Raw genomic sequence first — 26,682 nt, forward strand, 5'->3', positions numbered from 1 at the left:
TGGGCGGCGAAGGGCCGGCGAAGGGCCGGCGAAGGGGCGACGAAGCGCCCGGCGAGGGGGCAGACGAATCCCGGCCCACCGAGGTCTATGTCGGACCCCTACAAACACGAGGGGTGTCTGGCTGTTGACTCGTGCTGATCGGGTCATCGTTCTGTCCAGCCCCACCAGGAATCGACACGCGAGACTGTACGGAGTCGACGGCGGGGTTTTCTTGCTCGACTTCGTAGGGTCGGTACATGACCGTTGTGGACCAGATCCCGAGCGAGCCCGCTGACGCCCGTGGCCGAGTGGCCGAGCTGCACGTCCTGCGTGAGCAGGCGCTCCGTGGCCCGAGTGACCGTGCGACCGAGGCCCAGCATGCGAAGGGGAAGCTGACGGCGCGCGAGCGCATCGAGCTGCTGCTCGACGCCGGTTCGTTCAGCGAGGTCGAGCAGTTGCGCCGGCACCGTGCGCAGGGTTTCGGCCTGGAGGCGAAGAAGCCGTACACCGATGGTGTGATCACCGGGTGGGGCACGGTGGAGGGCCGGACGGTCTTCGTGTACGCGCACGATTTCCGGATCTTCGGCGGTGCGCTGGGTGAGGCGCATGCGACGAAGATCCACAAGATCATGGACATGGCCATCGCGGCCGGTGCGCCGCTGGTCTCGCTGAACGACGGTGCGGGTGCCCGTATCCAGGAGGGCGTCTCGGCGCTCGCCGGCTACGGCGGCATCTTCCAGCGCAACACGCGTGCCTCGGGTGTCATCCCGCAGATCAGCGTGATGCTGGGCCCGTGTGCGGGTGGCGCGGCCTACAGTCCGGCGCTGACGGACTTCGTGTTCATGGTCCGTGAGACCTCGCAGATGTTCATCACCGGGCCGGACGTCGTCAAGGCGGTCACCGGTGAGGAGATCACCCAGAACGGGCTCGGCGGCGCCGACGTCCACGCGGGGGTCTCCGGTGTCTCCCACTTCGCGTACGACGACGAGGAGACCTGCATCGCCGAGGTCCGCTACCTCCTGTCGATGCTCCCGCAGAACAACCGCGAGAACCCGCCGACCGTCGCCTCCGAGGACCCGGCGGACCGCCGCTCCGAGGTCCTCCTCGACCTGGTCCCGGCCGACGGCAACCGCCCGTACGACATGCACAAGGTCATCGAGGAGCTCGTCGACGACGGCGACTACCTGGAGATCCACGAGCGCTGGGCCCGCAACATCATCTGCGCCCTCGCCCGCCTCGACGGCCAGGTCGTCGGCATCGTCGCCAACCAGCCCCAGACGCTGGCCGGTGTCCTCGACATCGAGGCCTCCGAGAAGGCCGCCCGCTTCGTGCAGATGTGCGACGCCTTCAACATCCCGATCATCACCCTTCTGGACGTACCCGGCTTCCTGCCGGGCGTCGATCAGGAGCACGGTGGAATCATCAGGCACGGCGCGAAGCTGCTGTACGCGTACTGCAACGCGACCGTGCCCCGGATCTCCTTGATCCTGCGCAAGGCCTACGGCGGCGCATACATCGTCATGGACTCCCAGTCCATCGGCGCCGACCTCACGTACGCCTGGCCCACCAACGAAATCGCGGTCATGGGCGCCGAGGGCGCCGCCAACGTGATCTTCCGCAAGCAGATCGCGGAGGCCGAGGACCCCGAGGCCATGCGAGCCCGCATGGTCAAGGAGTACAAGGCCGAGCTGATGCACCCGTACTACGCGGCGGAGCGCGGCCTGGTCGACGACGTCATCGACCCCGCCGACACCCGCCAGGTGCTCATCAGGTCCCTCGCGATGCTCCGCACCAAGCACGCCGACCTGCCGTCCCGCAAGCACGGCAACCCGCCTCAGTAAGAGGAGCCATCCACGTGACAAGCCCTGCCAACCTTCTCCGTGTCGAGAAGGGCCACGCCGACCCCGAGGAGCTCGCCGCCATCACGGCGGTCCTGCTCGCCCGTGCCGCCGCCCGGTCCGACGAGGACACCACGGCGGACCACCGCGGCCGCACCACGGCCGGCTGGCGCCGCCTGGAGCGCGAGCACGGCTTCCGCGCGCCGCACAGCTGGCGCTGAGCGGAGCCCAAGCAGAACCGAAGAAGGGCCGGAACCCGGTGAAAGCCGGGTTCCGGCCCTTCGTGCTGCCCGGGACCGGTCGCTCCGGATACGTCGAAGGCCCCGCGTTCCCCGATGCGCCGATGGCCCTACGCTCCCCGATACGCCGAAGGCCGCGCTCCCCGGACGGGGGAACGCGGCCTTCGGTACGGGGAGCCGGGGGACAGCTACCGCAGCCGGGCCATGAGGGCGTGCTCGACAAGGGTGATGAGCGCGCTCTTGGCGTCGGCGCGGTGCCGGGCGTCGGTGGTGATGATGGGGGTGTCCGGACCGATCTGGAGGGCCTCGCGGACCTCCTCGGGCTGGTAGGGCTGGCTGCCGTCGAAGCCGTTGAGGGCGATGACGAAGGGCAGTCCGCTGTTCTCGAAGTAGTCGACCGCGGGGAAGCAGTCGGCGAGGCGGCGGGTGTCGACGAGCACCACGGCGCCGATGGCGCCGCGGACGAGGTCGTCCCACATGAACCAGAAGCGGTCCTGACCGGGTGTACCGAAGAGGTACAGGATCAGGTCCTGGTCCAGGGTGATGCGGCCGAAGTCCATGGCGACGGTCGTCGTCGTCTTGTCGCCGGTGTGCGTGAGGTCGTCGATGCCCGCGGACGCAGACGTCATGACGGCCTCGGTACGCAGCGGGTTGATCTCCGAGACGGCGCCGACGAACGTGGTCTTGCCCACGCCGAAGCCACCCGCCACCACGATCTTCGCGCTGGTGGTTGAACGGGCCGCGCCGCCGCTAGAGCTTGCGAAGTCCACTGAGCACCCTTTCGAGCAGTGTCACGTCTGGCTGACCGCCGGCGGCTTCGTCGCCGCCCGGCTGGTGGATGGCGACAAGTCCGGCCTCTGCCAGGTCGGCGACGAGGATTCGGGCGACGCCGAGGGGGATGGAGAGAAGGGCCGAGATCTCGGCGACCGACTTGATCTCGAAGCAGAGCCGGCAGATCCGCTGGTGCTCGGGCAACTGCCCCTGCAGCCGGGACGGATCGGCCGTCGTGCTGACCAGCGCCTCGATGGCGAGCTGGTAGCGCGGCCGGGTCCGGCCGCCGGTCATCGCGTACGGACGCACCAGCGGGTTGTGCCCGCCCGAGCTGCTGGAACCGGCGGCGGACTGAGCCCGCGAGGGGCCCTGCGCACCCGCGGACGGGGCGTGCGGCTGCCGATAGGGCTGCGAAACACCCTGTCTGCTCGGGGTGGAGGGAAAGTTGAACCGGTTCTGCGCGGTGTCGCCGAGCGGCGCCTGGTGCGCGTCATAACCGTTGTAGGGGCTTGAGCCCGGTGGTGTTCCCACGTCTCCTCCTCCGACTGCCTCGCGGTCCATGTCCCTTGGAACCGCGCCACCGCACCTTACGGGGCGGTGGCGCGAAACGCACTGTCTGTCTGTTAGTTGAGAAGACTTCCCTGAAGCTCCGCCCGGAGGTCGGGAGTCAGGACGCTGCCCGCGCGGTCCACGAGCAGTGCCATCTCGTAGCCCACGAGACCGATGTCGGCCTCCGGGTGGGCGAGGACGGCCAGCGACGAGCCGTCCGAGACCGACATGATGAAGAGGAAGCCGCGCTCCATCTCCACCACGGTCTGATTGACCGCACCACCCTCGAAGATCCGGGACGCGCCCGCGGTCAGCGAGGTCAGTCCGGAGGCGACGGCCGCCAGCTGGTCGGCACGGTCCCGGGGGAACCCCTCGGACATCGCCAGCAGGAGTCCGTCGGCGGAGACCACCACCGTGTGGGACACCCCGGGGGTGTTGTCCACGAAGTTGGTGATCAACCAGTTCAGATTCTGCGCCGCCTGGCTCATGCTCACACTAACGCTCCTGGTTGTAGGTACTGCCCGGGCCGAGGCCCGATCCGTTCGTGTCCGTTCCCGCGCTGCGTCCCTGCTGGACGCCGCGGCGCAGGTTGCTCAACCTGCCCCGTACGTCCTCGGGTGCGCGGGAGACCTGGGGGCCGCCCTGCGGGGTCTGCTCAGCCGTGCCCTCGACCAGGTTGGCCTTCGGGACCCGGCGGGGGAGACCGGACGAGGTGACCCCGCCCGCCTTCGGGTCCTTGAGCTTCCCGGCCCGCTGCCAGCGCTCGTCGTTGGTCGAGCGCCATTCGTCGGGGGTGTCGGCGTCGTTCTGCTGCTCCTGCGCCGGCTGCGCGGGCTTCACCTGCTGCGGTGCCTGCTGCTGCGGAGCCTGCTGGGTCGGCGAGGCGACGCTGCCGCGGCGCGGCAGTCCGGCGTCGGTCAGCGCGTGACCGGCGTCCGGGGCGGCACTCGGGGTCGGACCCGGACGGTCGAAGCCTACGCGGTCGGGGGCCTGTTCGGGGGCCCTGGGAGCAGATTCCGATTCCGCTCCGTACGGCTGCTGGTAACCGCCCTGGTACGCGCTCTGATCCTGCCACTCTGCCTGGTGGGGCTGGGGATCGAACGTATTGCCGTACTGCTGGTGTTCGGTTCCCGGGGTCTCGTACGAAGCTTCCGCATAGCCCTGCTGCGGGTACGCCTCGTAGCCCTGCTGGGGGTACGCGTAGCCGTCCTGCTGCTGCGGGAATCCGGCCGCGTACTCCTGGCCGTACTCCTGCGTCTGCTGGGGCTGCTGCTGTCCGTAATCCTGCGCCGGGGCGTACTGCTCCGCCGGGTACTCCTGGGCCTGCTGCCCGCCGTACTCCTGAGCCTGGCCGTACTCCTGGCCCTGCTGCCCGTACTCCTCCGGCTGCTCCGCCTCGTCGACGAAGAGCGGCCGGTCGCCACCCTGCGCCTGGGCCTCCAGGGCGGCACGCCGCCCCTCGCGCTTGAGCGAGCGGTCGACCGGGTCGAGCTGACGCTCCTCCTCGGCCGGCTGCTCGTAGCGCGAGTCGTCGAAGCCGAGGTCGGCAGCGGTCAGCATCGGCTGCTGCTGCGGCGGGGCGCTCTCGAAGGCGCTCTGCTGCTGTTGCTGCGGCATGATCTGGGAGACCGTGAAGTCGTCCTGGAGCGGCTGCTCGCCGCCACCACCATGGGTGATCGCGTCCGGCAGCATGACCAGCGAGGTCGTTCCGGCCTGCTCGCCCGAGGGGCGCAGCTGGACCCGGATGCTGTGGCGGTCGGCGAGCCGGCCGACCACGAAGAGGCCCATGCGCTGCGAGACGGCGGCGTCGACGGTCGGCGGGTTGGCCAGCTTGTGGTTGATGTCCGCGAAGTCCTCGGCGGTGAGGCCGATGCCCTTGTCGTGGATCTCGACCATCACACGGCCGTCGGGGAGACGGGTCGCGGTGACGCGGACCTTGGTCTGCGGGGAGGAGAACGTGGTGGCGTTCTCCAGGAGCTCGGCGAGCAGGTGCACGAGGTCGGTCACGGCCTGGCCGTGGATCTCGGCCTCCGGCACGCCCGCCAGCTCGATGCGCTCGTACTGCTCCACCTCGGAGGAGGCGGCGCGCATGACGTCGACCAGCGGGACCGGCTGGTCCCAGCGGCGGCCGGGCTCCTCGCCGGCGAGGACGAGGAGGTTCTCGCCGTTGCGGCGCATACGGGTGGCCAGGTGGTCCAGGCGGAAGAGGTTCTCCAGCTGGTCCGGGTCGGCCTCGTTGTTCTCCAGGTCGGTGATGAGGGTCAGCTGGCCCTCGATCAGCGACTGGTTGCGGCGCGACAGGTTGGTGAAGATCGCGTTGACGTTGCCCCGGAGCATGGCCTGCTCGGCGGCGAGCCGGACGGCCTCGCGGTGGACCTGGTCGAAGGCGCGGGCGACCTCGCCGATCTCGTCCTGCGAGTCGATCGGGATCGGTTGGACGCGGGTGTCGACGCGGCCCGGCTCGGTACGGGAGAGCTGGTCGACCAGCATCGGCAGGCGCTGCTCGGCGATGCCGAAGGCGGCGGTCCGCAGCTCGCGCATCGAGCGGCTCATCTGGCGGGCCATCATCCCGGCCAGGATGAAGGCGGCGAGCAGGGCGATGACGACGATGCCGCCGATGACGATGGCGTCCGTCTTGGCCTCGTCGGAGATCTTGATCGCCTCGGCCACGGCCTTGTCGACGAGCGTCTTCTCGACCTCGGAGTAACCCTCGAACTTGGCGGTCGCGACGGCGAGCCAGGTCTCGGCCGTGATGCCCTTGGACTTGAGCGCCGCGAGGCCCTCGGGGCCCTTGGCGGAGCCGATCGCGGTGGCCACGCCGGAGTAGACGGAGCCGTCCTTGCCCTTGGGCAGGTCGAGGCCGGCGGCCTGCATCTGCTTGGCGCCCTCGGCGGCCTTGCCCGTCATGACCTTCTTCAGCATCTCGACGTCCTCGGGCATACCACCGGAGGAGAACTCGCCGAGGGCGATCTGCTCCAGGTAGTTGTACGAGTTGAACGCCACGGACTGCTGGGCGAAGACGGTTTCGGTGCGGCTGGGCCGGACCAGGAGCTGGGTGCCGATGGAGCGCTGCAGCGACTCGGCGCCCTTGGCGAGCTGGATGGCGTAGACGCTACGGCCGTAGGCGGTGACGTTGCCGGTGCCGAGACCGAGCTCGTTGGAGAACTCGGTGAGGTAGTGCTGGACGCCGGTGTACTGGAGCTGGGTGTTCACCGGGTCGAGGGCGCGGCTGTACGCGGTCGTGCGCAGCGCGGTGAGCTTCGGCTCCTCCTCGCGGAAGAGCTTCAGCCGGCGCTCGAGACCCTGGCCCGAGGGCAGGTTCTTGGCGGCCTCGTCGAACTTGACCCGGGCGGCGTCGGTCGCGGCGTACGCCTGCTGGACCTCGTCGGCCTTGCGGTCCTCGGGGGTCTTCGCCGCGAGCAGCGGAGCCGCGGTGAGGTCCCGCTCGTTGAGGAGGGCGGTGCTGTACTCCGAGGCGGCGCGCACGATGAGCGCCGTCTTCTCGGCGTCCTGCGCCTCCTGCCACGTGTCGATCGCTCCCTTGACCTGGAAGCCGCCCATGACGAGGCCGACGAGCACGGGTATGCAGAGGATCGCGTTCAGCTTGGTGGGCACCCGCCAGTTGCGGGGCGAAAGCTTGCTGGAGCTGCCCGGAGTGGCGGCCGCGACGGGCTGCGTCACGGGCACGTCCGCGGGCGACATCACCATGCGCGATGGCGGGGTGAAGTTGCCCCGTGTCTCCTGCTCCGCGGAGCTTTCCTTGCTGCGCCTCACTCGACCAACAACCTCTCGGCGTCGGCACCTACGTTGTGCCGGTGTTTCGTTCAGGGCCGTACTACTCGGGAGTTCATGAATTGCAGCACGTGAAGGGGGTCGGTTCCAAACAGTGGGCAGTGGCAGCTTTCACCGGCCCGAGCCTCGTATAAAACGGGCATAAAGAGCGAGCCCCGTCAAAAGACGGGGCTCAGGTGAGCGCAGTGACACCGATCGGATGCATCGGGTGTCCGAGGCGCCCCAATTCTCTGTCGAAATGTTATGAACGCGCGGGCGGCCGTGTCGAACGACACAGACCGCCCCGGCGGTGGCATATGACAACCGCCCTGGTCGTCCCGCTACTTCAGTCGGGCCATCAGGGCGTGCTCGACAAGGGTGATGAGCGCGCTCTTGGCGTCGGCGCGGTGCCGGGCGTCCGTGGTGATGATGGGGGTGTCCGGACCGATCTGCAGGGCCTCGCGCACTTCCTCGGGCTGGTAGGGCTGGCTGCCGTCGAAGCCGTTGAGGGCGATGACGAAGGGCAGTCCGCTGTTCTCGAAGTAGTCGACCGCGGGGAAGCAGTCGGCGAGACGGCGGGTGTCGACGAGCACCACGGCGCCGATGGCGCCGCGGACGAGGTCGTCCCACATGAACCAGAAGCGGTCCTGACCGGGCGTACCGAAGAGGTACAGGATCAGGTCCTGGTCCAGGGTGATGCGGCCGAAGTCCATGGCGACGGTCGTCGTCGTCTTGCCACCGGTGTGCGTGAGGTCGTCGATGCCCGCGGACGCAGACGTCATGACGGCCTCGGTACGCAGCGGGTTGATCTCCGAGACGGCGCCGACGAACGTGGTCTTGCCCACGCCGAAGCCACCCGCCACCACGATCTTCGCGCTGGTGGTTGAACGGGCCGCGCCGCCGCTAGAGCTTGCGAAGTCCACTGAGCACCCTTTCGAGCAGAGTCACGTCCGGCGTGCCGCCGGTCTCTCCGTTGCCCGGCTGGTGGATCGCCACCATGCCGGCCTCCGCCAGGTCGGCGACGAGGATGCGGGCGACACCGAGGGGCATCGACAGCAGCGCCGACACCTCGGCCACCGACTTCACCTCACGGCAGAGGTGGCAGATCCGCTGGTGCTCCGGGAGGAGCGTGGCGAGGTGCGCCGGGTCGGCCGTGGTGCTGACCAGCGCCTCGATGGCGAGCTGGTAGCGCGGCCGGGTCCGGCCGCCGGTCATCGCGTACGGACGCACCAGCGGCTGGTCGCCCTCATGTCCGTACTCGTCGACTGAATTGCCGTACGGATCGTGAGAGGCGGGGGGCGGGGTCATGAATCCTCCGGGCGTGACGGCAAACGTTCTGCCGTCTGATGGGGCCGGTGGGGGGCCGGGTGGGGCGGCCGGACGGATAACGGTGCCAGGGCGGTACGGAGGGGCGTACCGCCCTGTCGGTCGGTGGTGCGGTGGGGTTGTCCGGGAAACAACCGGCTAGTGGAGCAGGCTGCCCTGGAGCTCCGCGCGGAGATCCGGGGTGAGGACACTGCCGGCCCGGTCGACCAGCAGCGTCATCTCGTAGCCCACGAGGCCGATGTCGCACTCGGGGTGGGCGAGCACGGCCAGCGAGGAGCCGTCGGAGACCGACATGAGGAAGAGGAAGCCGCGCTCCATCTCCACCACGGTCTGCGCGACGGGGCCCCCCTCGAAGATCCGGGACGCGCCCGCGGTCAGCGAGGTCAGTCCGGACGCGACCGCCGCCAGCTGGTCGGCACGGTCGCGGGGGAATCCTTCGGACATGGCCAGCAGGAGTCCGTCGGCGGAGACCACCACCGTGTGGGACACCCCAGGGGTGTTGTCCACGAAGTTGGTGATCAACCAGTTCAGATTCTGCGCCGCCTGGCTCATCGCGTTCAACTAACGCTCCTGCTGATGGTTCGGACCGAGGTGGTGATTACCCGTGGTCGAGTTACCTGCCTGCCGGCCCTGCTGGATGCCGCGGCGCAGATTGGTCAGCCGGCCGCGGACGTCATCGGGTGCACGCGAGACCTGGGGGCCGGCGCTGTGCGCCTGCTCCTGAGCGGTCCCGGGTACGAGGTTGGCCTTCGGCACACGCCGGGGAAGACCTGAGGTGGTGACACCGCCGGCCGCGGGCTTGCGCACCCGCTCGGCCTGGCGCACCAGCTCGTCGTTGGGCGAGGTCCGCCAGGCGGCCCCGCCGTTCTGGCGACCGTCGGCCGGGTCACCGGCCGGACGCTGCGCCGGAGCGGACGCCTGCGGCGCGACCGGGGTCTGCGCCTGCTGGGCCTGCTGCTGCGCCTGCTCCTGGTTGAACCAGTTGGTCTCCAGCGTGTCGTACAGCGGCGTACGGCCGTCGCCCGCACCGGCCGGCGGCAGCGCCTCCGGACGGCGCGGCTGCTGGAGCTGCGGCTGCTGGCCCTGCGGCTGACGCGGCTGCTGGACCGGCTCCGGGCGCGGGGCGCCGAAGTCGCCGCTGCCACCGCCGGAGCGCTGACGCGGGGCCGGCGGCTGCGGGGCCTGCTGCTGTGCCTGCGGTACGAAGGGCTGCCGGCCGTACTGCTGCTGCTGGCCGCCCTGGTAGCCCTGCGCCTGCTGCTGCGGGGCCTGGGCCTGCTGCTGGGCCTGCTGCGGGCTGTTGAAGTCGGGCCGCGCGAACTGACCGGTGGAGCCGGGGCCCTGCGGGGCGCCGAAGTCCGGGCGCGGGAACTGCGCCGTCGACGCCGGGTCCTGGACACCGCCCTGGTACACCTGCGGGGCCTGCTGCGGACGGCCCTGCGACGGCTGCTGCGGGGCGCCGAAGTCGGGGCGCGGGAACTGGCCCGTGGAACCGGGGCCCTGGGGGGCCGCCGGCGCCGGGAACGCGCCCGTCGTCTCCGGGTCCTCGTGACCGCGCGGGGCGTCCAGCGGGGACATCTCCTGCTGGGGGCGGCGGACCGGCTGCTGCGCCTGGTCGTTGCCCCAGCTCGCCGCCTGCGGGCGCTGCGGCTGCGGGTTGCCACCCGGCAGCTCGGCGCGCGGGAACTCGTACCCGCCGGTCTGCTGGGCCCCCGGGGCCTGGCCCTGGGGAGCGTGCTGCGGCGCACCGGGTCCGGCCTGCGGGCCGCCCTGGCCGCCCTGGTTGCCCCACACGTCCGTACGGGAGGGGATGGCGCTCGCGGCGCCGCCGATGAGACCGCCACCGGGGCCCGGCCGCAGCGGGTCGTTGCTCTGCGGGGCCTGAGGGGCCTGGGGGATCTGCGGCAGCTGACCGGTCCGGTCCAGCTGGGCGTTCTGCGGCTGCGGGGTACGGGCCTGCGGGGCGCCCTGCGGACCACCGGCGAGCGGGGCACCGTCGCGGGCGGGCAGCGCGGCACGGGGACCGCTCGTGCCGACCTGGCCGCGCGGGGCACCGGTGCCGGGGCGGCCGGCCGTCGCGGACGGCGCACCGCCCTGACCGGGACGTCCACCACCGGGGCCACCGGCCGCGCCGGGACCGGCGGGAAGCCGGCCGCCCGGGGCGGAGGCGCCCGGCGGCATCGCGCCCTGGCCACCCGCACCCTGCTTGGGCATGGGCTTCTTGCCGCCCTGCGCGACGTCGACCGGGAGCATCACGAGCGCGGTGGTGCCGCCCGAGTCGGAGGGGCGCAGCTGGATGCGGATGCCGTGTCGCAGGGACAGGCGGCCGACCACGAAGAGACCCATGCGGCGGGAGACCGAGACGTCCACGGTGGGCGGCGAGGCGAGCCGCTCGTTGATCGCGGCGAGGTCCTCGGGGGAGAGGCCGATGCCGGTGTCGTGGATCTCGACGAGCACGCGGCCGTCGGGCAGCGCGTGACCGGTGACCCGGACCTTGGTCTGCGGCGAGGAGAACGAGGTGGCGTTCTCGAGCAGCTCGGCGAGGAGGTGGACGAGGTCGTTGACGACCCGGCCGGCGACCTCGGTCGCGGGGACCGAGGCCAGTTCGATGCGCTCGTACTGCTCCACCTCGGAGGCGGCGGCACGGAGCACGTCGACCAGCGGCACGGGGCGGGTCCAGCGACGGCCCGGCTCCTCACCGGCGAGGACGAGGAGGTTCTCACCGTTACGGCGCATACGCGTCGCGAGGTGGTCGAGCTTGAAGAGCGAGGACAGCTGGTCCGGGTCGGCCTCGCGCGACTCCAGTTCGGAGATGAGCGAGAGCTGACGCTGGATGAGGCCCTGGGAACGGCGCGAGAGGTTGGTGAACATCGCGTTGACGTTGCCCCGGAGGAGGGCCTGCTCGGCGGCGAGACGGACGGCCTCGCGGTGCACGTCGTCGAAGGCCGCGGCCACCTGGCCGATCTCGTCCCGGGAGTGCACACCGACGGACTCGACGGAGGTGTCGACGTCCTGCGGGTCGGACTCGGAGAGCTGCTTGACGAGCTCGGGCAGGCGGTCCTGGGCGACCTTGGTCGCGGTGTCCTGGAGCCGGCGCAGCGAACGGATCATGGACCGGGCCACGACGAAGGCGCCGATGAGCGAGACGCCGAGGACGAGGAGGATCAGCGCACCGTTGACGATGGCGTCCCGCTGCGACTCCTGGCGGAGCTCACGGGCCATGCTCTCCATGTCGCCGAGCAGACCGCGCTCGATGCGGTTCATGGCGGCGATCTTGGTGCCGTACTCGTCGGTGAAGTTGAGGTGACCGCGCCGGGCCTTCTCGGTCTTCAGGGCGTCGTCCACGTTGAGGACGCGCTCGGCGTACTTCTCGGCGGCGGTGATCGACGGGTTGCCGGAGTTCAGGGACGCGGTCCGCTCGGTGGCGTCGCCACCGGTCGACTCGTAGATCCACTGGAACGACTTGAGCTCGACGCCCTCGGAGTTGAGCGCGGCCTCGGCGTAGAGGCGGTCACCCTGCTGGATGTTGCCGGAGGTCTTGTCGTTCGGGGGCAGCGCCGCCGCGATGATCGCCTGCTGGATGGAGGCGTACTCCTTGGCGGACGAGAACGCGGCGAGCGCCCGGGTCCGCTTGATCATCTCGGGGTTGCTGGTCGCCTGCGCCATGTCCTGGGACAGGCTGAGCAGCGAACGGACCAGGCGGCTGTACGCCTCGACCGTCACCGAGTGGGAGACGCCCTTCTCGTAGGCGTTGCCGCGGATCGTGTTCAGCTGGATGACCTGCGAGGCGATCTGGCTGACGTTCTGGCGGATGCTGCGCAGGGCCTCGTCGCCCTCGGTGGCCGGGATGTCCTCGGTCGCCTCGAGGAAGGCCTTGTACTCGCGGTCCGTCTTCCGGCGGTTGTTCGCGACCTGGTAGTCGCTGACCGGGCGGCCGTTGGCCAGCGGGCCGGCGGACAGGTCGCGCTCGGCCTGGAGGGCCTGCGCGAGGTCCGTCGCCTCACGGGTCAGCTTGGTGAGCAGCTGCATGTGGTCGAGCTGCTCCATGTCCTGGAGCGACTCGCTGATGCGGATGCCGCCCAGGGTGGTCGCGGCGACCACGGGGAGGGTGAGGAGCGCGACCAGGCGCGTGGAGATGCGCCAGTTGCGCAGGGCTATTCGGGGGCCGACCTCGTTCTCGGCCCGGGGCTTGGGGGGTGCGTCGGACGACTCGGCGGACGCGGCCGCGGCGCTCGTGCGCCTGCCGCCGTCACCGCCCTCGCCGGACGGGCCCTGACCCTGGTTCGGGGTGCGCGAGGCCGAGGGACCGCGGTCGGTCCCGGCACGCGGTTCCTGCTCCGCCGGAGCATCCGCGCGGCCCTGACGGGCCTGGGGAGACCCCGAGCCATCCCTCTTGAAACGTCCCTGCACTAGCGTCGCAACCTCTGGACCAGGCGTCCTTCCGGATGAACGGAGAGGACGGTGTCGGCGTCAAACGGGGTGCGTGGAGAGCACCCCAGGTGGTCGTCGGTGACCGGCGCAGTTCCCCCTTCCCCGCCACTCGGCCGGCGCTTCGTCGCGCCTCCTGCGCGCCGGCTTGAAACCCGCGGCGGTGCGTGGAATTCCAGCACAGTGCCGGATCTCCAACAAGGGCCGCGTGTCGCGTCGCGAGGGTCATGACAACCCGTACGCACAGTGTCACCCCATGTAGAAGATGATCACGGAGGATTCGGACTTTTCCGCTCCAATGACTGCGCGTACCCGTGTGTCCCAGTCGACATGATCAGGAGCGGAATAGAGCATTCAGTGGCGGAATGTCCCTTTCCGTGGCGACAGGTGGCAGTCCGTAATGCCCGGAATATGTCGCCCGTGGTGAGCAAACTCACACGATGATCGATGTCTTAGCCATGCATTCGAAGGGAATCGCATGTTTAGCCTGACGCTTTACACCCCCTCGCGCCCGAACGCGGCGCCCGTTCCGGAACAAGGTCAGATCACCGCGATGAAGACGACGACGCCCGGCTCCACGGCCAACCCCCGCCGTTCCACCCTCGTCCACCTCTCGGACGCCGCAGAGCTCGGCCGGGTCGCCCTGCCCGAGTACGCGGTCGAGCTGCCGACGAAGACGGCCAACCCGCGCCGCACCGTCCTCATGCAGCCCCCGGCCCCGTACCAGCCCCAGCCGTACGCCTCCGCGTCCCGCTGACCCCACCCCGGGACCCACCCGCGTCATCCTTGTCACCGGCCCGGCGATATCGCCGGTCGGCCGCCCTCGCGCCGCGTTAGCCTGGAGCGTCAGACTCCAGCAAGCACCAAGTGAGGGGCGACAGCACTCGTGCGCATCGCCAGATTCTCCATCGACGGCAATGTGGCCTTCGGCGCCGTCGAGGGCGAGGGAACCGTCGAGTCCGGCGGCCTCGTCCTCGACATCATCAAGGGCATCCCGTACACCGACTTCGAGCTCAGCGGCACCAAGGTCCCGCTGAGCAAGGTACGGCTCCTGCCGCCCGTGCTCCCCAACAAGGTCGTGGCCATCGGCCGCAACTACGCGGAGCACGCCGCCGAGCTCGGCAACGAGGTCCCCGACGTACCCGTCGCCTTCTTCAAGCCCACCACCTCGGTGATCGGCCCCGGCGACGCCATCGAGTACCCCTCCTTCTCCAACGAGCTGCACCACGAGGCCGAGCTGGCCGTGGTCATCGGCCGTATGTGCCGCGAGGTGCCCCGCGAGCGCGTCAAGGACGTCATCTTCGGCTACACCTGCGCCAATGACGTCACCGCCCGCGACGCCCAGCAGCGCGAGAAGCAGTGGGCCCGCGCCAAGGGCTTCGACACCTCCTGCCCCCTGGGGCCCTGGGTGGAGACGGGCTTGAGCATCGCTGACGCGAGCGACCTGACCGTCCAGGCCACGGTCAACGGCGAACAGCGTCAGCTGGGTCGGACGAGCGACATGATCCGCTCCATCGAGGACCTGGTCGTCCACATCACCGAGGCCATGACGCTGCTCCCCGGCGACGTCATCCTCACCGGCACTCCCGCCGGGGTCGGCCCCCTCAACGTCGGCGACGAGGTCGCCGTCACCATCGAAGGCATCGGCACTCTCACCAATAAGGTGATCAAGCGTGGCTAACGCGAACATCCGCGTCCGTTTCTGTCCCTCGCCGACCGGCAACCCCCACGTGGGCCTGGTCCGCACCGCTCTCTTCAACTGGGCCTTCGCCCGGCACAACGAGGGCACCATGGTCTTCCGCATCGAGGACACCGACGCTGCGCGCGACTCCGAGGAGTCGTATAACCAGCTCCTCGACTCGCTGAAGTGGCTCGGCCTCGACTGGGACGAGGGCCCGGAGATCGGCGGCCCGCACGCGCCGTACCGCCAGTCGCAGCGGATGGACATCTACAAGGACGTCGCCGACAAGCTGCTCGCCGGCGGGTACGCGTACCCCTGCTACTGCACCACCGAGGAGCTCGACGAGCGCCGCGCCGCCGCCCGCGCCGCCGGCCGCCCCTCCGGCTACGACGGCCACTGCCGCGACCTCACCGCCGAGCAGAAGGCCGCGTACGAGGCCGAGGGCCGCGCGTCGATCGTCCGCTTCCGGATGCCCGACGAGCCGATCACCTTCACCGACCTGGTCCGCGGCGAGCTCACCTTCACCCCGGAGAACGTGCCGGACTACGGCATCCTCCGCGCCAACGGCGCCCCGCTGTACACCCTGGTCAACCCCGTCGACGACGCGTTGATGGAGATCACCCACGTCCTGCGCGGCGAGGACCTGCTCTCCTCCACCCCGCGCCAGGTCGCGCTCTACAAGGCGCTGATCGAGCTGGGCGTCGCCAAGGAGATCCCCTCCTTCGGCCACCTGCCGTACGTCATGGGCGAGGGCAACAAGAAGCTCTCCAAGCGCGACCCGGAGGCCTCCCTCAACCTCTACCGGGAGCGCGGCTTCCTCCCCGAGGGCCTGCTGAACTACCTCTCGCTCCTCGGCTGGTCGTTCTCGGCCGACCAGGACATCTTCACCATCCCCGAGATGGTGGCGAAGTTCGACATCGCCGACGTCAACGCCAACCCGGCGCGCTTCGACCTCAAGAAGGCCGAGTCGATCAACGCCGACCACATCCGGATGCTGGACGTGAAGGCCTTCGCCGCGGCCTGTGAGCCCTGGCTGCAGGCCCCGTTCGCCAACTGGGCGCCCGAGGAGTTCGACCGCGCCGCCTGGGAGGCCATCGCGCCGCACGCCCAGACCCGGGTGACCGTCCTCTCGGACATCACGGCCAACGTGGACTTCCTCTTCCTGTCCGAGCCGGTCTTCGACCAGCCCTCGTGGGACAAGGCGATGAAGGGCGAGCCCGCGGCCCTCCTCACCACCGCCCGCGAGAAGCTCGACGCCGCCGACTGGAGCGACCCCGAGTCCCTCAAGAACGCGGTCCTGGCCGCCGGCGAGGCCCACGGCCTCAAGCTCGGCAAGGCCCAGGCCCCGGTCCGCGTCGCGGTCACCGGCCGCACGGTCGGTCTGCCGCTCTTCGAGTCCCTGGAGATCCTGGGCAAGGAGAAGACCCTGACCCGGATCGACGCGGCTCTGGCGAAGCTCGCCGCCTGACCCCTCCCGGGCGGTACGGTCGTGCCATGACCATCCGCGCGGTCCTGTGGGACGTCGACGACACGATCTTCGACTACGCCCGCGCCGACCACGTCGGCATGAGCGCGCACCTGACGGCCGAGGGCCTGGTGGACGGATTCGACTCCGTCGACCAGGCCCTCGGCCGTTGGCGCGAGCTGACCGCGCTCCACTGGCGCCGCTTCGAGGCCGGCGGGGTCGACTTCCAGGAGCAGCGGAGGGAGCGCGTCCGGGACTTCCTCGCGGAGCCGGGCCTCACCGCCGCCGAGGCCGACCGCTGGTTCGAGCGGTACGTCTCCCACTACGAGGCGGCCTGGGAACTCTTCCCCGACGCCGTCCCCGTTCTGGACCTCCTGGCCGATGACTATCGTCACGGGATTCTGTCCAACTCCAGCCTGCACAACCAGGACCGCAAGCTGCGGGTCCTCGGCGTACGGGACCGCTTCGAGGCCGTCCTGTGCGCGGCGGAGCTGGGCGTGGCCAAGCCGGCCCCGGAGGCCTTCCACGCCGCCTGTACCGCCCTTGACCTGCGTCCGAGCGAGGTGGCGTACGTGGGGGACCAGCCGGACATCGACGCCAGGGGTGCCGTGGAGGCGGGGCTGCGGGGTATCTGGCTGGACCGCGCGGACAGCGGCGGCCGCCCCGAACTGAAGCGGATCACGAGCCTCCGCCAGCTCCCTGACCTGCTCCGGGGGCATACCCGTTTTGGAGCGCAGTCCACCTTCAGGTAATGTTCTTCCTGCGCCGAGGGGAACAAGCCGAAAGGCAAGAACCCGGAAAGCGCAAGCCGAGCAAGATCCTCCCTGGTGGGGAAGTTGCCCCGGTGGCCTATGGTGTAATTGGCAGCACGACGGTTTCTGGTTCCGTTAGTCTTGGTTCGAGTCCAGGTAGGCCAGCTCGCAGAGCTCATCTGCATCGTACGCGGATCTCATCCGCAAAGCCCCCGTTGTGTAGCGGCCTAGCACGCTGCCCTCTCAAGGCAGTAGCGCCGGTTCGAATCCGGTCGGGGGTACAGATCCATCCTGTAGATCACTTGGGTAGCTCCCGGTGGATCTACGGTGACATCACCCGGTTTCGACCGGGTGGGATCGCTAGGGCCCCCGTTGTGTAGCGGCCTAGCACGCCGCCCTCTCAAGGCGGTAGCGCCGGTTCGAATCCGGTCGGGGGTACGGTGTAACCACCATGGCCTATGGTGTAATTGGCAACACTACGGTTTCTGGTACCGTCATTCTTGGTTCGAGTCCAGGTAGGCCAGCTCGCAGAGCTCATCTGCACCAGCGGATCTGATCCGCTAAGGCCCCCGTTGTGTAGCGGCCTAGCACGCCGCCCTCTCAAGGCGGTAGCGCCGGTTCGAATCCGGTCGGGGGTACAGAACGAGGAAGCCCTTCCCTTCGGGGGAGGGCTTCTTCGCTGTTCGGTACGACTGTGCGCACAACTCCGGCCCACCGCTGCGGCGTTGAAGCGATGGGCCGGGACGAACAGAGGACGGGAAGACGTCAGCCGGTGCGGCGGAGCGCCTCGGAGAGACGGGCCGCGGCGTCGATGACCGCCTGGGCGTGCATACGGCCCGGGTGGCGCGTCAGACGCTCGATCGGACCGGAGACCGAGACGGCGGCCACCACACGGTTCGACGGGCCGCGTACGGGCGCGGAGACGGACGCGACGCCCGGCTCCCGCTCACCGATCGACTGGGCCCAGCCGCGGCGCCGTACGCCCGACAGGGCCGTCGCCGTGAAGCGGGCGCCCTGCAGGCCGCGGTGGAGCCGCTCGGGCTCCTCCCAGGCCATCAGGATCTGCGCCGAGGAGCCGGCCTTCATCGTCAGCGTCGAGCCGACCGGGACGGTGTCCCGCAGGCCCGAGAGACGCTCGGCCGCGGCCACGCAGATGCGCATGTCGCCCTGGCGTCGGTAGAGCTGGGCGCTCTCGCCGGTGACATCGCGCAGATGCGTCAGTACCGGGCCCGCGGTCGCGAGCAGGCGGTCCTCGCCGGCCGCTGCGGCGAGCTCCGAGAGGCGCGGTCCGAGGATGAACCGGCCCTGCATGTCACGCGCCACCATCCGGTGGTGTTCCAGTGCCACGGCGAGGCGATGTGCCGTGGGTCGTGCGAGTCCCGTCGCCGCGACCAGTCCTGCGAGGGTGGCCGGACCGGACTCCAGGGCGCTCAGGACAAGGGCTGCCTTGTCGAGAACGCCTACGCCGCTAGAGTTGTCCATGCAACGATATTCGCGTCTCACTCTGTGAAACGCAAGTTCAATTTCCCGAGGAACTTGTCACTCTGGTGAGGCGGCCGCACAACGGCCCGCGAAACGGGTCTCTAGTTGTGCCGGCGTAGACGTCGGCCGGAGGGAAAGCGATGGGTAGGACACTCGCGGAGAAGGTCTGGGACGACCATGTCGTCCGGCGCGCCGAGGGCGAGCCCGACCTCCTCTTCATCGATCTGCACCTGCTGCACGAGGTGACCAGCCCCCAGGCCTTCGACGGCCTGCGCCAGAACGGCCGGCAGGTGCGGCGCCTCGACCTCACCATCGCCACCGAGGACCACAACACCCCGACCCTCGACATCGACAAGCCGATCGCCGACCCGGTCTCCCGCGCACAGCTGGAGACCCTCCGGAAGAACTGTGCCGACTTCGGCGTCCGCCTGCATCCCCTGGGCGACGTCGAGCAGGGCGTCGTCCACGTCGTGGGACCGCAGCTGGGCCTGACCCAGCCGGGCACCACCGTCGTCTGCGGCGACTCGCACACCTCCACGCACGGCGCCTTCGGCGCGCTGGCGTTCGGCATCGGCACCAGCCAGGTCGAGCACGTGCTCGCCACCCAGACGCTGCCGCTGGCCCGCCCCAAGACCATGGCGATCACGATCGACGGCGAGCTGCCCGAGGACGTCACCGCCAAGGACCTGATCCTGGCGATCATCACCAAGATCGGTACCGGCGGCGGCCAGGGCTACATCCTGGAGTACCGGGGCTCCGCCATCGAGAAACTCTCGATGGAAGCCCGGATGACCATCTGCAACATGTCGATCGAGGCCGGCGCCCGCGCGGGCATGATCGCCCCCGACGAGACCACCTTCGCCTACCTGAAGGGCCGCGCCCACGCCCCCGAGGGCGAGGACTGGGACGCCGCCGTCGCGTACTGGAAGACCCTGAAGTCCGACGAGGACGCGGTCTTCGACGCCGAGGTCGTCATCGACGCCGCCTCCCTGGCGCCGTTCGTCACCTGGGGCACCAACCCCGGCCAGGGCGCGCCGCTTTCGGCGAACGTCCCCGACCCGGCTTCGTACGAAGACGCTTCGGAGCGCCTGGCCGCCGAAAAGGCCCTGGAATACATGGGGTTGACCGCCGGACAGCCGCTGCGCGACATCAGGGTCGACACCGTCTTCGTAGGCTCCTGCACCAACGGCCGCATCGAGGACCTGCGCAACGCCGCCGGACTCCTGGAGGGCCGCAAGGTCGCCGACGGCGTCCGCATGCTGGTCGTCCCCGGCTCCGTCCGGGTCGCCCTGCAGGCCGTCGAGGAGGGCCTGGACAAGGTCTTCAAGGAGGCCGGCGCCGAATGGCGGCACGCGGGCTGCTCGATGTGTCTGGGCATGAACCCCGACCAACTGGCTCCCGGTGAGCGCTCCGCGTCCACCTCCAACCGCAACTTCGAGGGCCGGCAGGGCAAGGGCGGCCGGACCCACCTGGTCTCCCCCCAGGTCGCCGCCGCCACCGCCGTCCTGGGCCATCTGGCCTCCCCGGCCGATCTGTCCGACGTCGCCACCACCGCGGGGGTCTGAGGAACCATGGAAGCTTTCACCACGCACACCGGCCGGGCCGTCCCGCTGCGCCGCAGCAACGTCGACACCGACCAGATCATTCCGGCGCACTGGCTCAAGAAGGTCACCCGCGACGGCTTCGAGGACGGCCTCTTCGAGGCCTGGCGCAAGGACTCCGAGTTCATCCTCAACCGCCCCGAGCGGCAGGGTGCCTCGGTCCTGGTCGCCGGCCCCGACTTCGGCACCGGCTCCTCCCGTGAGCACGCCGTCTGGGCGCTCCAGAACTACGGCTTCCAGACGGTGATCTCCGCCCGCTTCGCCGACATCTTCCGCGGCAACTCGCTGAAGAACGGCCTGCTGACCGTGGTCCTGCCGCAGGAGACCGTCGACGCGCTCTGGGAGCTGACCGAGGCCGACCCGACCGCCGAGATCACCGTCGATCTGGAGCAGCGCAAGGTGCTGGCCGCCGGGATCGACGCCGACTTCGAGCTCGACGAGAACGCCCGCTGGCGGCTCCTGAACGGCCTCGACGACATCAGCCTCACCCTTCAGAACGAAGCCGACATCGCGGCATATGAGGCGTCACGACCGGCCTTCAAGCCCCGTACAATTACCGTCTGAGCAGCGCTTTTCCAAGACTGCGCCCCCCACCGTCCGGTGGGGGGCGCAGTCGCTTGTTGAGACCCTGTCGGGCGACAACTCGCCCTAGATGGCACAATCGGTGCATGGAACGCGACAGCCAACTCGAGCTCTACGAGTCAGTCGCCGCCCGATTGAAGGAAGCGCACACAAGAGTGCGCTCACTGCAAGTCCCGGAGGGCGTAAGGATGGCGCTGTCCCGGAAGCTGCTGGTCGTGACGGCCGCGGCGAAGCACGATCTCAAGGACGCGGCAACGCGTCTGGACCGGTTGATGAAGGACCTCGACGAGGGCCGATTCCCAGAGGACGACTGACACCAAGAACTCCGCAGCGGATCTTCCGCGTTGCGGCACTAGGGTGATTAGCCCGTTTCGTGTTTGATTTGCGGTATATACATGCCTAACGTGCGAAAAAGCTTGAACACTTTCGTTCTGGCAATGTCTCCGAAGGGGAAGACGTGAACAAGGCGCAGCTCGTAGAAGCGATTGCCGACAAGATGGGCGGTCGCCAGCAGGCCGCCGAAGCCGTCGACCACGTGCTCGACGCCATCGTGCGTGCCGTGGTCGGGGGCGACCGGGTCTCGGTGACGGGTTTCGGCTCGTTCGAGAAGGTCGACCGTCCGGCCCGCTACGCCCGCAACCCGCAGACGGGTGAGCGGGTGCGGGTCAAGAAGACCTCGGTCCCGCGCTTCCGTGCCGGTCAGGGCTTCAAGGACCTGGTCAGCGGCTCGAAGAAGCTCCCCAAGGGCGGCGAGGTCTCCGTCAAGAAGGCCCCCAAGGGCAGTCTGACCGGTGGCGCCGCCACCGCCACCGTGCGGAAGGCCGCCGCCAAGAAGGCGACCACCGCCAAGAAGGCCGCCGCGAAGAAGGCGACCCCGGCGAAGAAGGCGACGACGGCGGCCGCGAAGAAGGCGACCCCCGCGAAGAAGGTCACCACGGCGGCCGCCAAGAAGGCGACCCCCGCGAAGAAGGCCACCACGGCCGCGGCGAAGAAGACCTCCGCCGCCGCCAAGAAGACCACCACGGCCGCCGCGAAGAAGGCGACCAAGGTCACGGCCAAGAAGACCGCGCCGGCCGCGAAGAAGGCCACGGCGACGAAGGCGCCCGCCAAGAAGACGACGGCGCGCAAGACGACCGCCAAGAAGGCCGCCGCCAAGAAGTAGGACGAGCGGTAGACACCCGCGCGGGCCGGGCTCCCCCCAGGGAGCCCGGCCCGCGGCGCGTCCGCGCCCCCATCGGTGGGAACCGGACGCGTCAGAACGTCTGGAGCGTCACCAGCGTGATCCGCAGGCCGGCGCCGGACGGGCCGGGCTCCGCCTCGATCCGTACCCGCTGCCCCGGCCGCAGCAGGCGCAGCCCGCCCGCCTGGAAGGCCTCCGCCCCGAACTCCACGGGGGTGCCGTCGTCGAGCAGCACACTGCCGCTGCGGGTCTCGGGGTCGTACGTGAACGCGGTCGCCTGCATGGACCGCAGCCTATCCGGCCGCCGGCAGCCACCGGGCGGCCGTCCGCGGGCCCAGCCCCAGCGCCCCGGCCGCCGCCAGATCCTCACCGGTGTCCACGTCCTGGCGTACGGAATCCACCCCGGCCAGCAGGATTTCCACGGCACCCGAAGACAAATGCCGGAGCCGCGACGCACCTCCGAATGCCGGTTCCAATTCCACCCCCGGACCCGCCGAGAGGAATGTCGTACCTATTTCGGCGGCATCCGCGAGAAAAGCCCTCGGAAATTTCCGGGCCACGTCCAGGACCCGGGCCAGCTCCTCCGGCCGCAGCGCCGGCAGATCCGCGTTGAGCGCCGCCACCCGCGCGTACGGCCGCCGGGACCGGACGGCACGGACCCCGTGCGCCAGCGCCGCGTTGAGCCCCGCCGCCGGGGTGTCCGCCACGATCCGCGCGCCCAGGGCCGCGAGCGCGTCGGCCGCAGCCGGATCGTCCGTGACGACCACCACATCCCGTACCCGCGCGCAGTTCAGCACCGCCCCCACCGTGTCCTCGGCGAACGCGAGCGCGAGCCGCGGGCGCAGCCGGGACCCGGCCGCCGCGGCCAGTCTGCTCTTCGCCAGGGCAAGGGGCTTCAGGGGGACGACCAGCGACCAGCCGTCGTCCGCATCGGTGTGCATGGGGTTCATCGGCTCCCATTCTGTCCCGCCCACGCGGTCCCGCGGAGGGGCCCGGGGCGTACGGTGTCACTCGACAGAGCAGGAGCATGGGGCGACACTTGACCCCCTGCCAGCCAGTCCCGGAGAAAGGTGTACGAGTGCCCCGCCGCAGAATCGGCTTCTGGTACCGCCTCGCGGCGGTCATCGCCAAACCCCCCCTGGTGGTTCTGTTCAAGCGGGACTGGCGCGGTATGGAGCACATTCCGGCCGACGGCGGATTCATCACCGCGGTCAACCACAACTCCTACCTGGACCCGCTGTCCTACGCGCACTACCAGTACAACACCGGTCGCGTCCCGCGCCTTCTCGCCAAGGCCGGCCTCTTCAAGGCCCCCTTCGTCGGCATGATGCTGCGCGGCACCGGACAGATCCCCGTCTACCGCGAGACGACCAACGCGCTCGACGCGTTCCGCGCCGCCGTCGACGCCATCGAACGCGGTGAGTGCGTCGCCTTCTACCCCGAGGGCACCCTGACCCGCGACCCCGACATGTGGCCCATGGCGGGCAAGACCGGTGCCGCGCGCGTCGCGCTGCTCACCCGGGCCCCCGTCATCCCGGTGGCCCAGTGGGGCGCCAATCTCGCGATGCCGCCGTACGCCAGGGAGAACAAGTTCAGCCTGTTCCCCCGCAAGACGCTGACCGTGCAGGCCGGTCCGCCCGTCGACCTCTCCCGCTTCTACGGACTCGACCCCACGCCCGAGGTGCTCCGCGAGGCGACCGAGGTCATCATGGCCGCGATCACCGCCCTCCTGGAGCAGATCCGCGGCGAACAGGCGCCCGCCGAACCGTACGACCACCGCAAGGCGCGCCTGGAGCAGCGGCGCAAGGCCGCCGAAGGGGGCACCAAGTGACCAAGGCAGCCGTCTTCGGAAACGGATCCTGGGGTACCGCCTTCGCGATGGTGCTCGCCGACGCGGGCTGCGAGGTGAGCCTCTGGGGCCGTCGCGCCGAACTCGCCAAGGAGATCAACGCCACCCGGGTCAACCCCGACTACCTGCCGGGCGTCGAACTCCCCGCGGCGATCACGGCCACCGCCGACCCCGCCGAGGCCGCCCACGACGCGGACTTCACCATCCTCGTCGTGCCCTCCCAGACCCTGCGCGGCAACCTCGCCGCCTGGACGCCGATGCTCGCGCCCGGCACGGTCCTCGTCTCCCTCATGAAGGGAGTCGAACTCGGCACCGCCAAGCGCATGAGCGAGGTCATCACGGAGGTCGCCGGCGTGCCCGCCGAGCGCGTGGCCGTCCTCACCGGCCCCAACCTGGCCAAGGAGATCGCCGCCCGGCAGCCCGCCGCCGCCGTCGTCGCCTGCGTCGACGAGACGGTCGCGCAGCGGCTCCAGACCGCCTGCATGACCCCGTACTTCCGCCCGTACACCAACACCGACGTGGTGGGCTGTGAACTCGGTGGCGCGGTCAAGAACGTCATCGGGCTCGCCGTCGGTATCGCCAACGGCATGGGACTCGGCGACAACTCCAAGGCCACGCTCATCACCCGCGGCCTCGCCGAGACCACTCGGCTCGGCCTCGCCATGGGCGCCGACCCGCTCACCTTCTCCGGCCTCGCGGGCCTCGGCGACCTCGTCGCGACCTGCTCCTCGCCCCTCTCCCGGAACAACACCTTCGGCACCAACCTCGGCCGCGGGATGACCCTCCAGGAGACGATCGCGGCCACCAAGCAGACCGCCGAGGGCGTCAAGTCCTGCGAGTCCGTGCTCGATCTGGGCCGCCGCCACGGCGTCGACATGCCCATCACGGAAACCGTCGTCTCGATCGTCCACGACGGAAAGCCGCCGGTCGTCGCCCTCAAGGAACTGATGTCGCGCAGCGCCAAGGCCGAGCGCCGCTGAGGGACGACGGGCGCCGCTGAGCCGGACGCGCGCGAGGGGACCGGGGCGCAAGGCCGTTCGGGACGCGCAAGGTACGCTCATCGCGATATGAGCGAGAACACCCAGAGCCCCCGCAAGCCGCGCGTGGCCGTCGTCTTCGGCGGACGCAGCTCCGAGCACGCCATCTCCGTCGTCACGGCGGGCGCCGTCCTGAGCGCCATCGACCGGGACAAGTACGACGTGCTGCCCATCGGCATCACGACGGACGGGCGCTGGGCGCTCACCGCCGACGCCCCCGAGCGCATGGCCATCGCCGACCGCGCCCTGCCGAACGTCGCCGACCTGGCCGAGTCCGCCGAGGGCGGCGTCGTCCTCTCCGTCGACCCCGCCAACCGCGAGGTCGTCCTCACCGAGCCCGGCGCCGTGCCGAAGGCCCTCGGCGAGGTCGACGTGGTCTTCCCGATGCTCCACGGACCCTACGGCGAGGACGGCACCCTCCAGGGCCTCCTGGAGCTCTCCGGCGTCCCCTACGTCGGCGCGGGCGTCCTCGCCTCCGCCGTCGGCCAGGACAAGGAGTACATGAAGCGGGTCTTCGTCTCCTTCGGCCTCCCGGTCGGCCCGTACGAGGTCATCCGGCCGCGCGAGTGGGAGCAGAACCCCGCTGCCGCCCGCAAGAAGATCGTCGAGTTCGCAGCCGAACACGGCTGGCCGCTCTTCGTGAAGCCGGCCCGCGGCGGCTCCTCCATGGGCATCACCAAGGTCGACGACCTCTCCGGCCTGGACGAGGCCATCGAGGAGGCCCGGCGCCACGACCCCAAGATCCTCGTCGAGTCGCTGCTGCGCGGCCGCGAGATCGAGTGCGGCGTCCTGGAGTTCGAGGACGGCCCCCGCGCCAGCGTGCCGGCCGAGATCCCGCCGGTCACGGACCACGACTTCTACGACTTCGAGGCCAAGTACATCGACTCGGCCTCCGGCATCGTGCCCGCCCCCATCGGGGACGAGGCCACCGCCGAGATCCAGCGCCTGGCCGTCGCCGCCTACGAGGCGGTCTCCTGCGAGGGGCTGGTCCGCGCCGACTTCTTCCTCACCGAGGACGGCGACTTCGTCATCAACGAGATCAACACCATGCCGGGCTTCACGCCGATCTCCATGTACCCGCGCATGTGGCAGGAGAGCGGCGTCGGCTACCCCGAGCTCGTCGACCGGCTCATCCAGGCCGCGCTGACCCGCTCCACGGGCCTGCGCTGACCCGACGGCACCCCGGAAGACCGTGCCGCCGCCTCTCAGAGGCTGGGCGGCACGGTCTTCCGTACGGGAGCGGCGAGATCCGCGAGCGGCGTCATGTCGTGCGCGTACCGCTCGTCCATCTGCACCTCGACGTACGTCTTCCGATACGTCGAGGTGAAACGGGGCCCGCTGCCCTCGGGGCGCTCCAGCATCCAGTTGACGCCGTTCGCCTCGATGCCCTGCGCCTTGGGATCGCTCATCTTTTCGGGCCGGGGCACCCCGCAGCGCAGTACGATCGCACCGTCACCCCAGCCGGCGGTCAACTCGGAGCCGGGCTCCGGGTCACTCCGTGCCAGCCCCGCCACGGTGTCGGGAAGCTCCTTCGCCAGGGCCTGGCAGAAGGCGGCCTCCGCCGCCGGGGGGCTGGGAACCACGACGGACGCCGCGGCGTCCGACGAGGAGCAGCCGGCGGCGGCCAGCAGCAGAACGGCTGCCGTGACGGCGGCGGGCAGGCCGAAGGGCCGGTGGGAAGACATCACCGGCCAAGCGTAGACGGGGGCTACAGATGAACGACCGGGCAGGTGAGGGTGCGCGTGATGCCGTCCACTTGCTGGACCTTCGCGACCACCATGCGGCCGAGCTCGTCGACCGTGTCCGCCTGCGCGCGCACGATGACGTCGTACGGACCGGTCACGTCTTCCGCCTGGAGCACCCCCGGGATCTTGGAGATGGTGTCGGCGACGGTCGACGCCTTGCCCACCTCGGTCTGAATAAGGATGTACGCCTGAACCACGGAACCTCCAGGGCGACCACGAGGATCTTGTGGGAGAAAGGGACGCCACGGTACCGCGTCGCCGCGGGCCGCGGGGAGACCTGCGTGTCCCGAGGCGCTCGCGGGGTGGCGTACGCAGGACAGAAGTTGACGGTCTACTTGACGGTACCCAGCACGGTGACGGCCCGCGACCCGCGGCGCGAACAGACGCGCCCCCGCCCGCCGGCCGGC

26 protein-coding genes and 5 tRNA genes are annotated in these 26,682 nt (G+C 70.1%); 18 read left to right on the forward strand and 13 right to left on the reverse strand.

The window, feature by feature from the left end; all coding sequences use genetic code 11:
• Nucleotides 1-236 precede the first annotated feature (236 nt).
• Together OG462_RS30605 and OG462_RS30610 are read left to right on the forward strand one after the other, a co-directional pair.
• Nucleotides 237-1,820, forward strand: coding sequence for an acyl-CoA carboxylase subunit beta (locus OG462_RS30605; RefSeq protein ID WP_406062535.1), 1,584 nt, complete (start codon nt 237-239; stop codon nt 1,818-1,820).
• A 14-nt stretch (nt 1,821-1,834) separates the two neighbouring features.
• Nucleotides 1,835-2,038, forward strand: a complete 204-nt coding sequence (locus OG462_RS30610) for an acyl-CoA carboxylase subunit epsilon (protein ID WP_406062537.1) — start codon at nt 1,835-1,837, stop codon at nt 2,036-2,038.
• 206 nt (nt 2,039-2,244) lie between these two features.
• On the opposite strand, the gene OG462_RS30615 is transcribed toward OG462_RS30610, so the two are convergent.
• The 8 genes from OG462_RS30615 to OG462_RS30650 all read right to left on the reverse strand — a co-directional run bounded on the left by OG462_RS30615 (nt 2,245) and on the right by OG462_RS30650 (nt 12,883).
• Entirely contained in the window at nt 2,245-2,826 is a 582-nt protein-coding gene (locus tag OG462_RS30615; RefSeq protein ID WP_187623077.1) for an ATP/GTP-binding protein, read from the reverse strand.
• Complete coding sequence (locus tag OG462_RS30620; protein WP_406062539.1) at nt 2,807-3,358, reverse strand: DUF742 domain-containing protein; 552 nt, start codon at nt 3,356-3,358, stop codon at nt 2,807-2,809. The genes OG462_RS30615 and OG462_RS30620 overlap by 20 nt, the downstream gene beginning before the upstream one ends.
• A 92-nt stretch (nt 3,359-3,450) precedes the next feature.
• A complete protein-coding gene (locus OG462_RS30625) occupies nt 3,451-3,864 on the reverse strand; it encodes a roadblock/LC7 domain-containing protein (RefSeq protein WP_053725133.1) in 414 nt (137 codons plus the stop codon).
• 7 nt (nt 3,865-3,871) lie between these two features.
• Nucleotides 3,872-7,150 carry a nitrate- and nitrite sensing domain-containing protein gene (locus OG462_RS30630; RefSeq protein ID WP_406062541.1) on the reverse strand — a complete coding sequence of 1,093 codons (3,279 nt, stop codon included), beginning with the start codon at nt 7,148-7,150 and terminating at the stop codon, nt 3,872-3,874.
• A gap of 338 nt (nt 7,151-7,488) precedes the next feature.
• A complete protein-coding gene (locus OG462_RS30635) occupies nt 7,489-8,070 on the reverse strand; it encodes an ATP/GTP-binding protein (protein WP_161374012.1) in 582 nt (193 codons plus the stop codon).
• Nucleotides 8,051-8,455 carry a DUF742 domain-containing protein gene (locus OG462_RS30640; protein WP_030206207.1) on the reverse strand — a complete coding sequence of 135 codons (405 nt, stop codon included), beginning with the start codon at nt 8,453-8,455 and terminating at the stop codon, nt 8,051-8,053. The genes OG462_RS30635 and OG462_RS30640 overlap by 20 nt, the downstream gene beginning before the upstream one ends.
• A gap of 156 nt (nt 8,456-8,611) precedes the next feature.
• A complete protein-coding gene (locus OG462_RS30645) occupies nt 8,612-9,025 on the reverse strand; it encodes a roadblock/LC7 domain-containing protein (protein WP_030325548.1) in 414 nt (137 codons plus the stop codon).
• 9 nt (nt 9,026-9,034) lie between these two features.
• Nucleotides 9,035-12,883, reverse strand: a complete 3,849-nt coding sequence (locus OG462_RS30650) for a nitrate- and nitrite sensing domain-containing protein (protein ID WP_406062544.1) — start codon at nt 12,881-12,883, stop codon at nt 9,035-9,037.
• Between the two features lie 571 nt (nt 12,884-13,454).
• Between OG462_RS30650 and OG462_RS30655 the strand changes: the two genes are divergently transcribed.
• The 9 genes from OG462_RS30655 to OG462_RS30695 all read left to right on the forward strand — a co-directional run bounded on the left by OG462_RS30655 (nt 13,455) and on the right by OG462_RS30695 (nt 17,437).
• Nucleotides 13,455-13,658 carry a hypothetical protein gene (locus tag OG462_RS30655; RefSeq protein WP_406062546.1) on the forward strand — a complete coding sequence of 68 codons (204 nt, stop codon included), beginning with the start codon at nt 13,455-13,457 and terminating at the stop codon, nt 13,656-13,658.
• A 129-nt stretch (nt 13,659-13,787) separates the two neighbouring features.
• On the forward strand, nt 13,788-14,582 hold the full coding sequence (locus OG462_RS30660) for a fumarylacetoacetate hydrolase family protein (RefSeq protein ID WP_406062548.1): 795 nt from the start codon (nt 13,788-13,790) through the stop codon (nt 14,580-14,582).
• The gene (gene gltX, locus OG462_RS30665) at nt 14,575-16,050 is read left to right on the forward strand and encodes a glutamate--tRNA ligase (protein WP_406062550.1); all 1,476 of its coding nucleotides are present in this window, start codon (nt 14,575-14,577) and stop codon (nt 16,048-16,050) included. Before OG462_RS30660 ends, gltX begins: the two co-directional genes overlap by 8 nt.
• A gap of 26 nt (nt 16,051-16,076) precedes the next feature.
• Nucleotides 16,077-16,799 carry an HAD family hydrolase gene (locus OG462_RS30670; protein WP_406062552.1) on the forward strand — a complete coding sequence of 241 codons (723 nt, stop codon included), beginning with the start codon at nt 16,077-16,079 and terminating at the stop codon, nt 16,797-16,799.
• A 93-nt stretch (nt 16,800-16,892) separates the two neighbouring features.
• Nucleotides 16,893-16,964, forward strand: a tRNA-Gln gene (locus tag OG462_RS30675).
• 43 nt (nt 16,965-17,007) lie between these two features.
• Nucleotides 17,008-17,080, forward strand: a tRNA-Glu gene (locus OG462_RS30680).
• 84 nt (nt 17,081-17,164) lie between these two features.
• Nucleotides 17,165-17,237 (forward strand) — tRNA-Glu (locus tag OG462_RS30685).
• 14 nt (nt 17,238-17,251) lie between these two features.
• A tRNA-Gln gene (locus tag OG462_RS30690) sits at nt 17,252-17,323 on the forward strand.
• A gap of 41 nt (nt 17,324-17,364) precedes the next feature.
• Nucleotides 17,365-17,437, forward strand: a tRNA-Glu gene (locus tag OG462_RS30695).
• Between the two features lie 127 nt (nt 17,438-17,564).
• Here OG462_RS30695 and ndgR read toward each other — a convergent pair.
• The gene (gene ndgR / locus OG462_RS30700) at nt 17,565-18,281 is read right to left on the reverse strand and encodes an IclR family transcriptional regulator NdgR (protein WP_016432448.1); all 717 of its coding nucleotides are present in this window, start codon (nt 18,279-18,281) and stop codon (nt 17,565-17,567) included.
• Between the two features lie 140 nt (nt 18,282-18,421).
• Between ndgR and leuC the strand changes: the two genes are divergently transcribed.
• The 4 genes from leuC to OG462_RS30720 all read left to right on the forward strand — a co-directional run bounded on the left by leuC (nt 18,422) and on the right by OG462_RS30720 (nt 21,626).
• Nucleotides 18,422-19,846, forward strand: coding sequence for a 3-isopropylmalate dehydratase large subunit (gene leuC / locus OG462_RS30705; RefSeq protein ID WP_406062554.1), 1,425 nt, complete (start codon nt 18,422-18,424; stop codon nt 19,844-19,846).
• A 6-nt stretch (nt 19,847-19,852) separates the two neighbouring features.
• Nucleotides 19,853-20,446, forward strand: coding sequence for a 3-isopropylmalate dehydratase small subunit (gene leuD / locus OG462_RS30710; protein ID WP_406062556.1), 594 nt, complete (start codon nt 19,853-19,855; stop codon nt 20,444-20,446).
• Nucleotides 20,447-20,550: 104 nt separating this feature from the next.
• Entirely contained in the window at nt 20,551-20,778 is a 228-nt protein-coding gene (locus tag OG462_RS30715) for a hypothetical protein (RefSeq protein WP_030325570.1), read from the forward strand.
• A 143-nt stretch (nt 20,779-20,921) separates the two neighbouring features.
• On the forward strand, nt 20,922-21,626 hold the full coding sequence (locus OG462_RS30720; RefSeq protein ID WP_406062558.1) for an HU family DNA-binding protein: 705 nt from the start codon (nt 20,922-20,924) through the stop codon (nt 21,624-21,626).
• 91 nt (nt 21,627-21,717) lie between these two features.
• Here OG462_RS30720 and OG462_RS30725 read toward each other — a convergent pair whose 3' ends face one another.
• Nucleotides 21,718-21,927 (reverse strand): hypothetical protein, encoded by a 210-nt coding sequence (locus OG462_RS30725; protein WP_406062560.1) that lies wholly within the window; start codon nt 21,925-21,927, stop codon nt 21,718-21,720.
• A 10-nt stretch (nt 21,928-21,937) separates the two neighbouring features.
• A complete protein-coding gene (cofC, locus tag OG462_RS30730; protein WP_406066790.1) occupies nt 21,938-22,585 on the reverse strand; it encodes a 2-phospho-L-lactate guanylyltransferase in 648 nt (215 codons plus the stop codon).
• 137 nt (nt 22,586-22,722) lie between these two features.
• On the opposite strand from cofC, the gene OG462_RS30735 reads away from it, so the two are divergent.
• The 3 genes from OG462_RS30735 to OG462_RS30745 all read left to right on the forward strand — a co-directional run bounded on the left by OG462_RS30735 (nt 22,723) and on the right by OG462_RS30745 (nt 25,700).
• Nucleotides 22,723-23,475, forward strand: a complete 753-nt coding sequence (locus OG462_RS30735) for a lysophospholipid acyltransferase family protein (protein WP_406062561.1) — start codon at nt 22,723-22,725, stop codon at nt 23,473-23,475.
• Nucleotides 23,472-24,473, forward strand: coding sequence for an NAD(P)H-dependent glycerol-3-phosphate dehydrogenase (locus OG462_RS30740; RefSeq protein ID WP_406062563.1), 1,002 nt, complete (start codon nt 23,472-23,474; stop codon nt 24,471-24,473). The genes OG462_RS30735 and OG462_RS30740 overlap by 4 nt, the downstream gene beginning before the upstream one ends.
• Nucleotides 24,474-24,560: 87 nt before the next feature.
• Nucleotides 24,561-25,700, forward strand: coding sequence for a D-alanine--D-alanine ligase family protein (locus OG462_RS30745; RefSeq protein ID WP_406062565.1), 1,140 nt, complete (start codon nt 24,561-24,563; stop codon nt 25,698-25,700).
• A gap of 35 nt (nt 25,701-25,735) precedes the next feature.
• On the opposite strand, the gene OG462_RS30750 is transcribed toward OG462_RS30745, so the two are convergent.
• Both OG462_RS30750 and OG462_RS30755 read right to left on the reverse strand, forming a co-directional pair.
• On the reverse strand, nt 25,736-26,215 hold the full coding sequence (locus OG462_RS30750; RefSeq protein WP_406066792.1) for a DUF3515 domain-containing protein: 480 nt from the start codon (nt 26,213-26,215) through the stop codon (nt 25,736-25,738).
• Between the two features lie 23 nt (nt 26,216-26,238).
• Nucleotides 26,239-26,472: an Lrp/AsnC family transcriptional regulator gene (locus tag OG462_RS30755; protein ID WP_015036438.1), complete on the reverse strand. Its 234-nt coding sequence runs from the start codon at nt 26,470-26,472 to the stop codon at nt 26,239-26,241.
• Nucleotides 26,473-26,682: the final 210 nt, after the last annotated feature.

The sequence above is a fragment of the Streptomyces sp. NBC_01077 genome, from assembly GCF_045162855.1.
In the GTDB taxonomy this organism is placed as follows: domain Bacteria; phylum Actinomycetota; class Actinomycetes; order Streptomycetales; family Streptomycetaceae; genus Streptomyces.

Excerpts from the sequence above, each read along its gene's own strand:
- OG462_RS30645 (WP_030325548.1), bottom strand. The coding sequence starts at position 9,025 with ATGAGCCAGGCGGCGCAGAATCTGAACTGGTTGATCACCAACTTCGTG.
- OG462_RS30625 (WP_053725133.1), bottom strand. The coding sequence starts at position 3,864 with ATGAGCCAGGCGGCGCAGAATCTGAACTGGTTGATCACCAACTTCGTG.
- leuC (WP_406062554.1), top strand. The coding sequence starts at position 18,422 with ATGGGTAGGACACTCGCGGAGAAGGTCTGGGACGACCATGTCGTCCGG.
- OG462_RS30745 (WP_406062565.1), top strand. The coding sequence starts at position 24,561 with ATGAGCGAGAACACCCAGAGCCCCCGCAAGCCGCGCGTGGCCGTCGTC.
- OG462_RS30605 (WP_406062535.1), top strand. The coding sequence starts at position 237 with ATGACCGTTGTGGACCAGATCCCGAGCGAGCCCGCTGACGCCCGTGGC.
- ndgR (WP_016432448.1), bottom strand. The coding sequence starts at position 18,281 with ATGGACAACTCTAGCGGCGTAGGCGTTCTCGACAAGGCAGCCCTTGTC.
- leuD (WP_406062556.1), top strand. The coding sequence starts at position 19,853 with ATGGAAGCTTTCACCACGCACACCGGCCGGGCCGTCCCGCTGCGCCGC.
- OG462_RS30725 (WP_406062560.1), bottom strand. The coding sequence starts at position 21,927 with ATGCAGGCGACCGCGTTCACGTACGACCCCGAGACCCGCAGCGGCAGT.
- cofC (WP_406066790.1), bottom strand. The coding sequence starts at position 22,585 with ATGCACACCGATGCGGACGACGGCTGGTCGCTGGTCGTCCCCCTGAAG.
- OG462_RS30750 (WP_406066792.1), bottom strand. The coding sequence starts at position 26,215 with ATGTCTTCCCACCGGCCCTTCGGCCTGCCCGCCGCCGTCACGGCAGCC.
- OG462_RS30715 (WP_030325570.1), top strand. The coding sequence starts at position 20,551 with ATGGAACGCGACAGCCAACTCGAGCTCTACGAGTCAGTCGCCGCCCGA.
- OG462_RS30655 (WP_406062546.1), top strand. The coding sequence starts at position 13,455 with ATGAAGACGACGACGCCCGGCTCCACGGCCAACCCCCGCCGTTCCACC.
- OG462_RS30640 (WP_030206207.1), bottom strand. The coding sequence starts at position 8,455 with ATGACCCCGCCCCCCGCCTCTCACGATCCGTACGGCAATTCAGTCGAC.
- OG462_RS30670 (WP_406062552.1), top strand. The coding sequence starts at position 16,077 with ATGACCATCCGCGCGGTCCTGTGGGACGTCGACGACACGATCTTCGAC.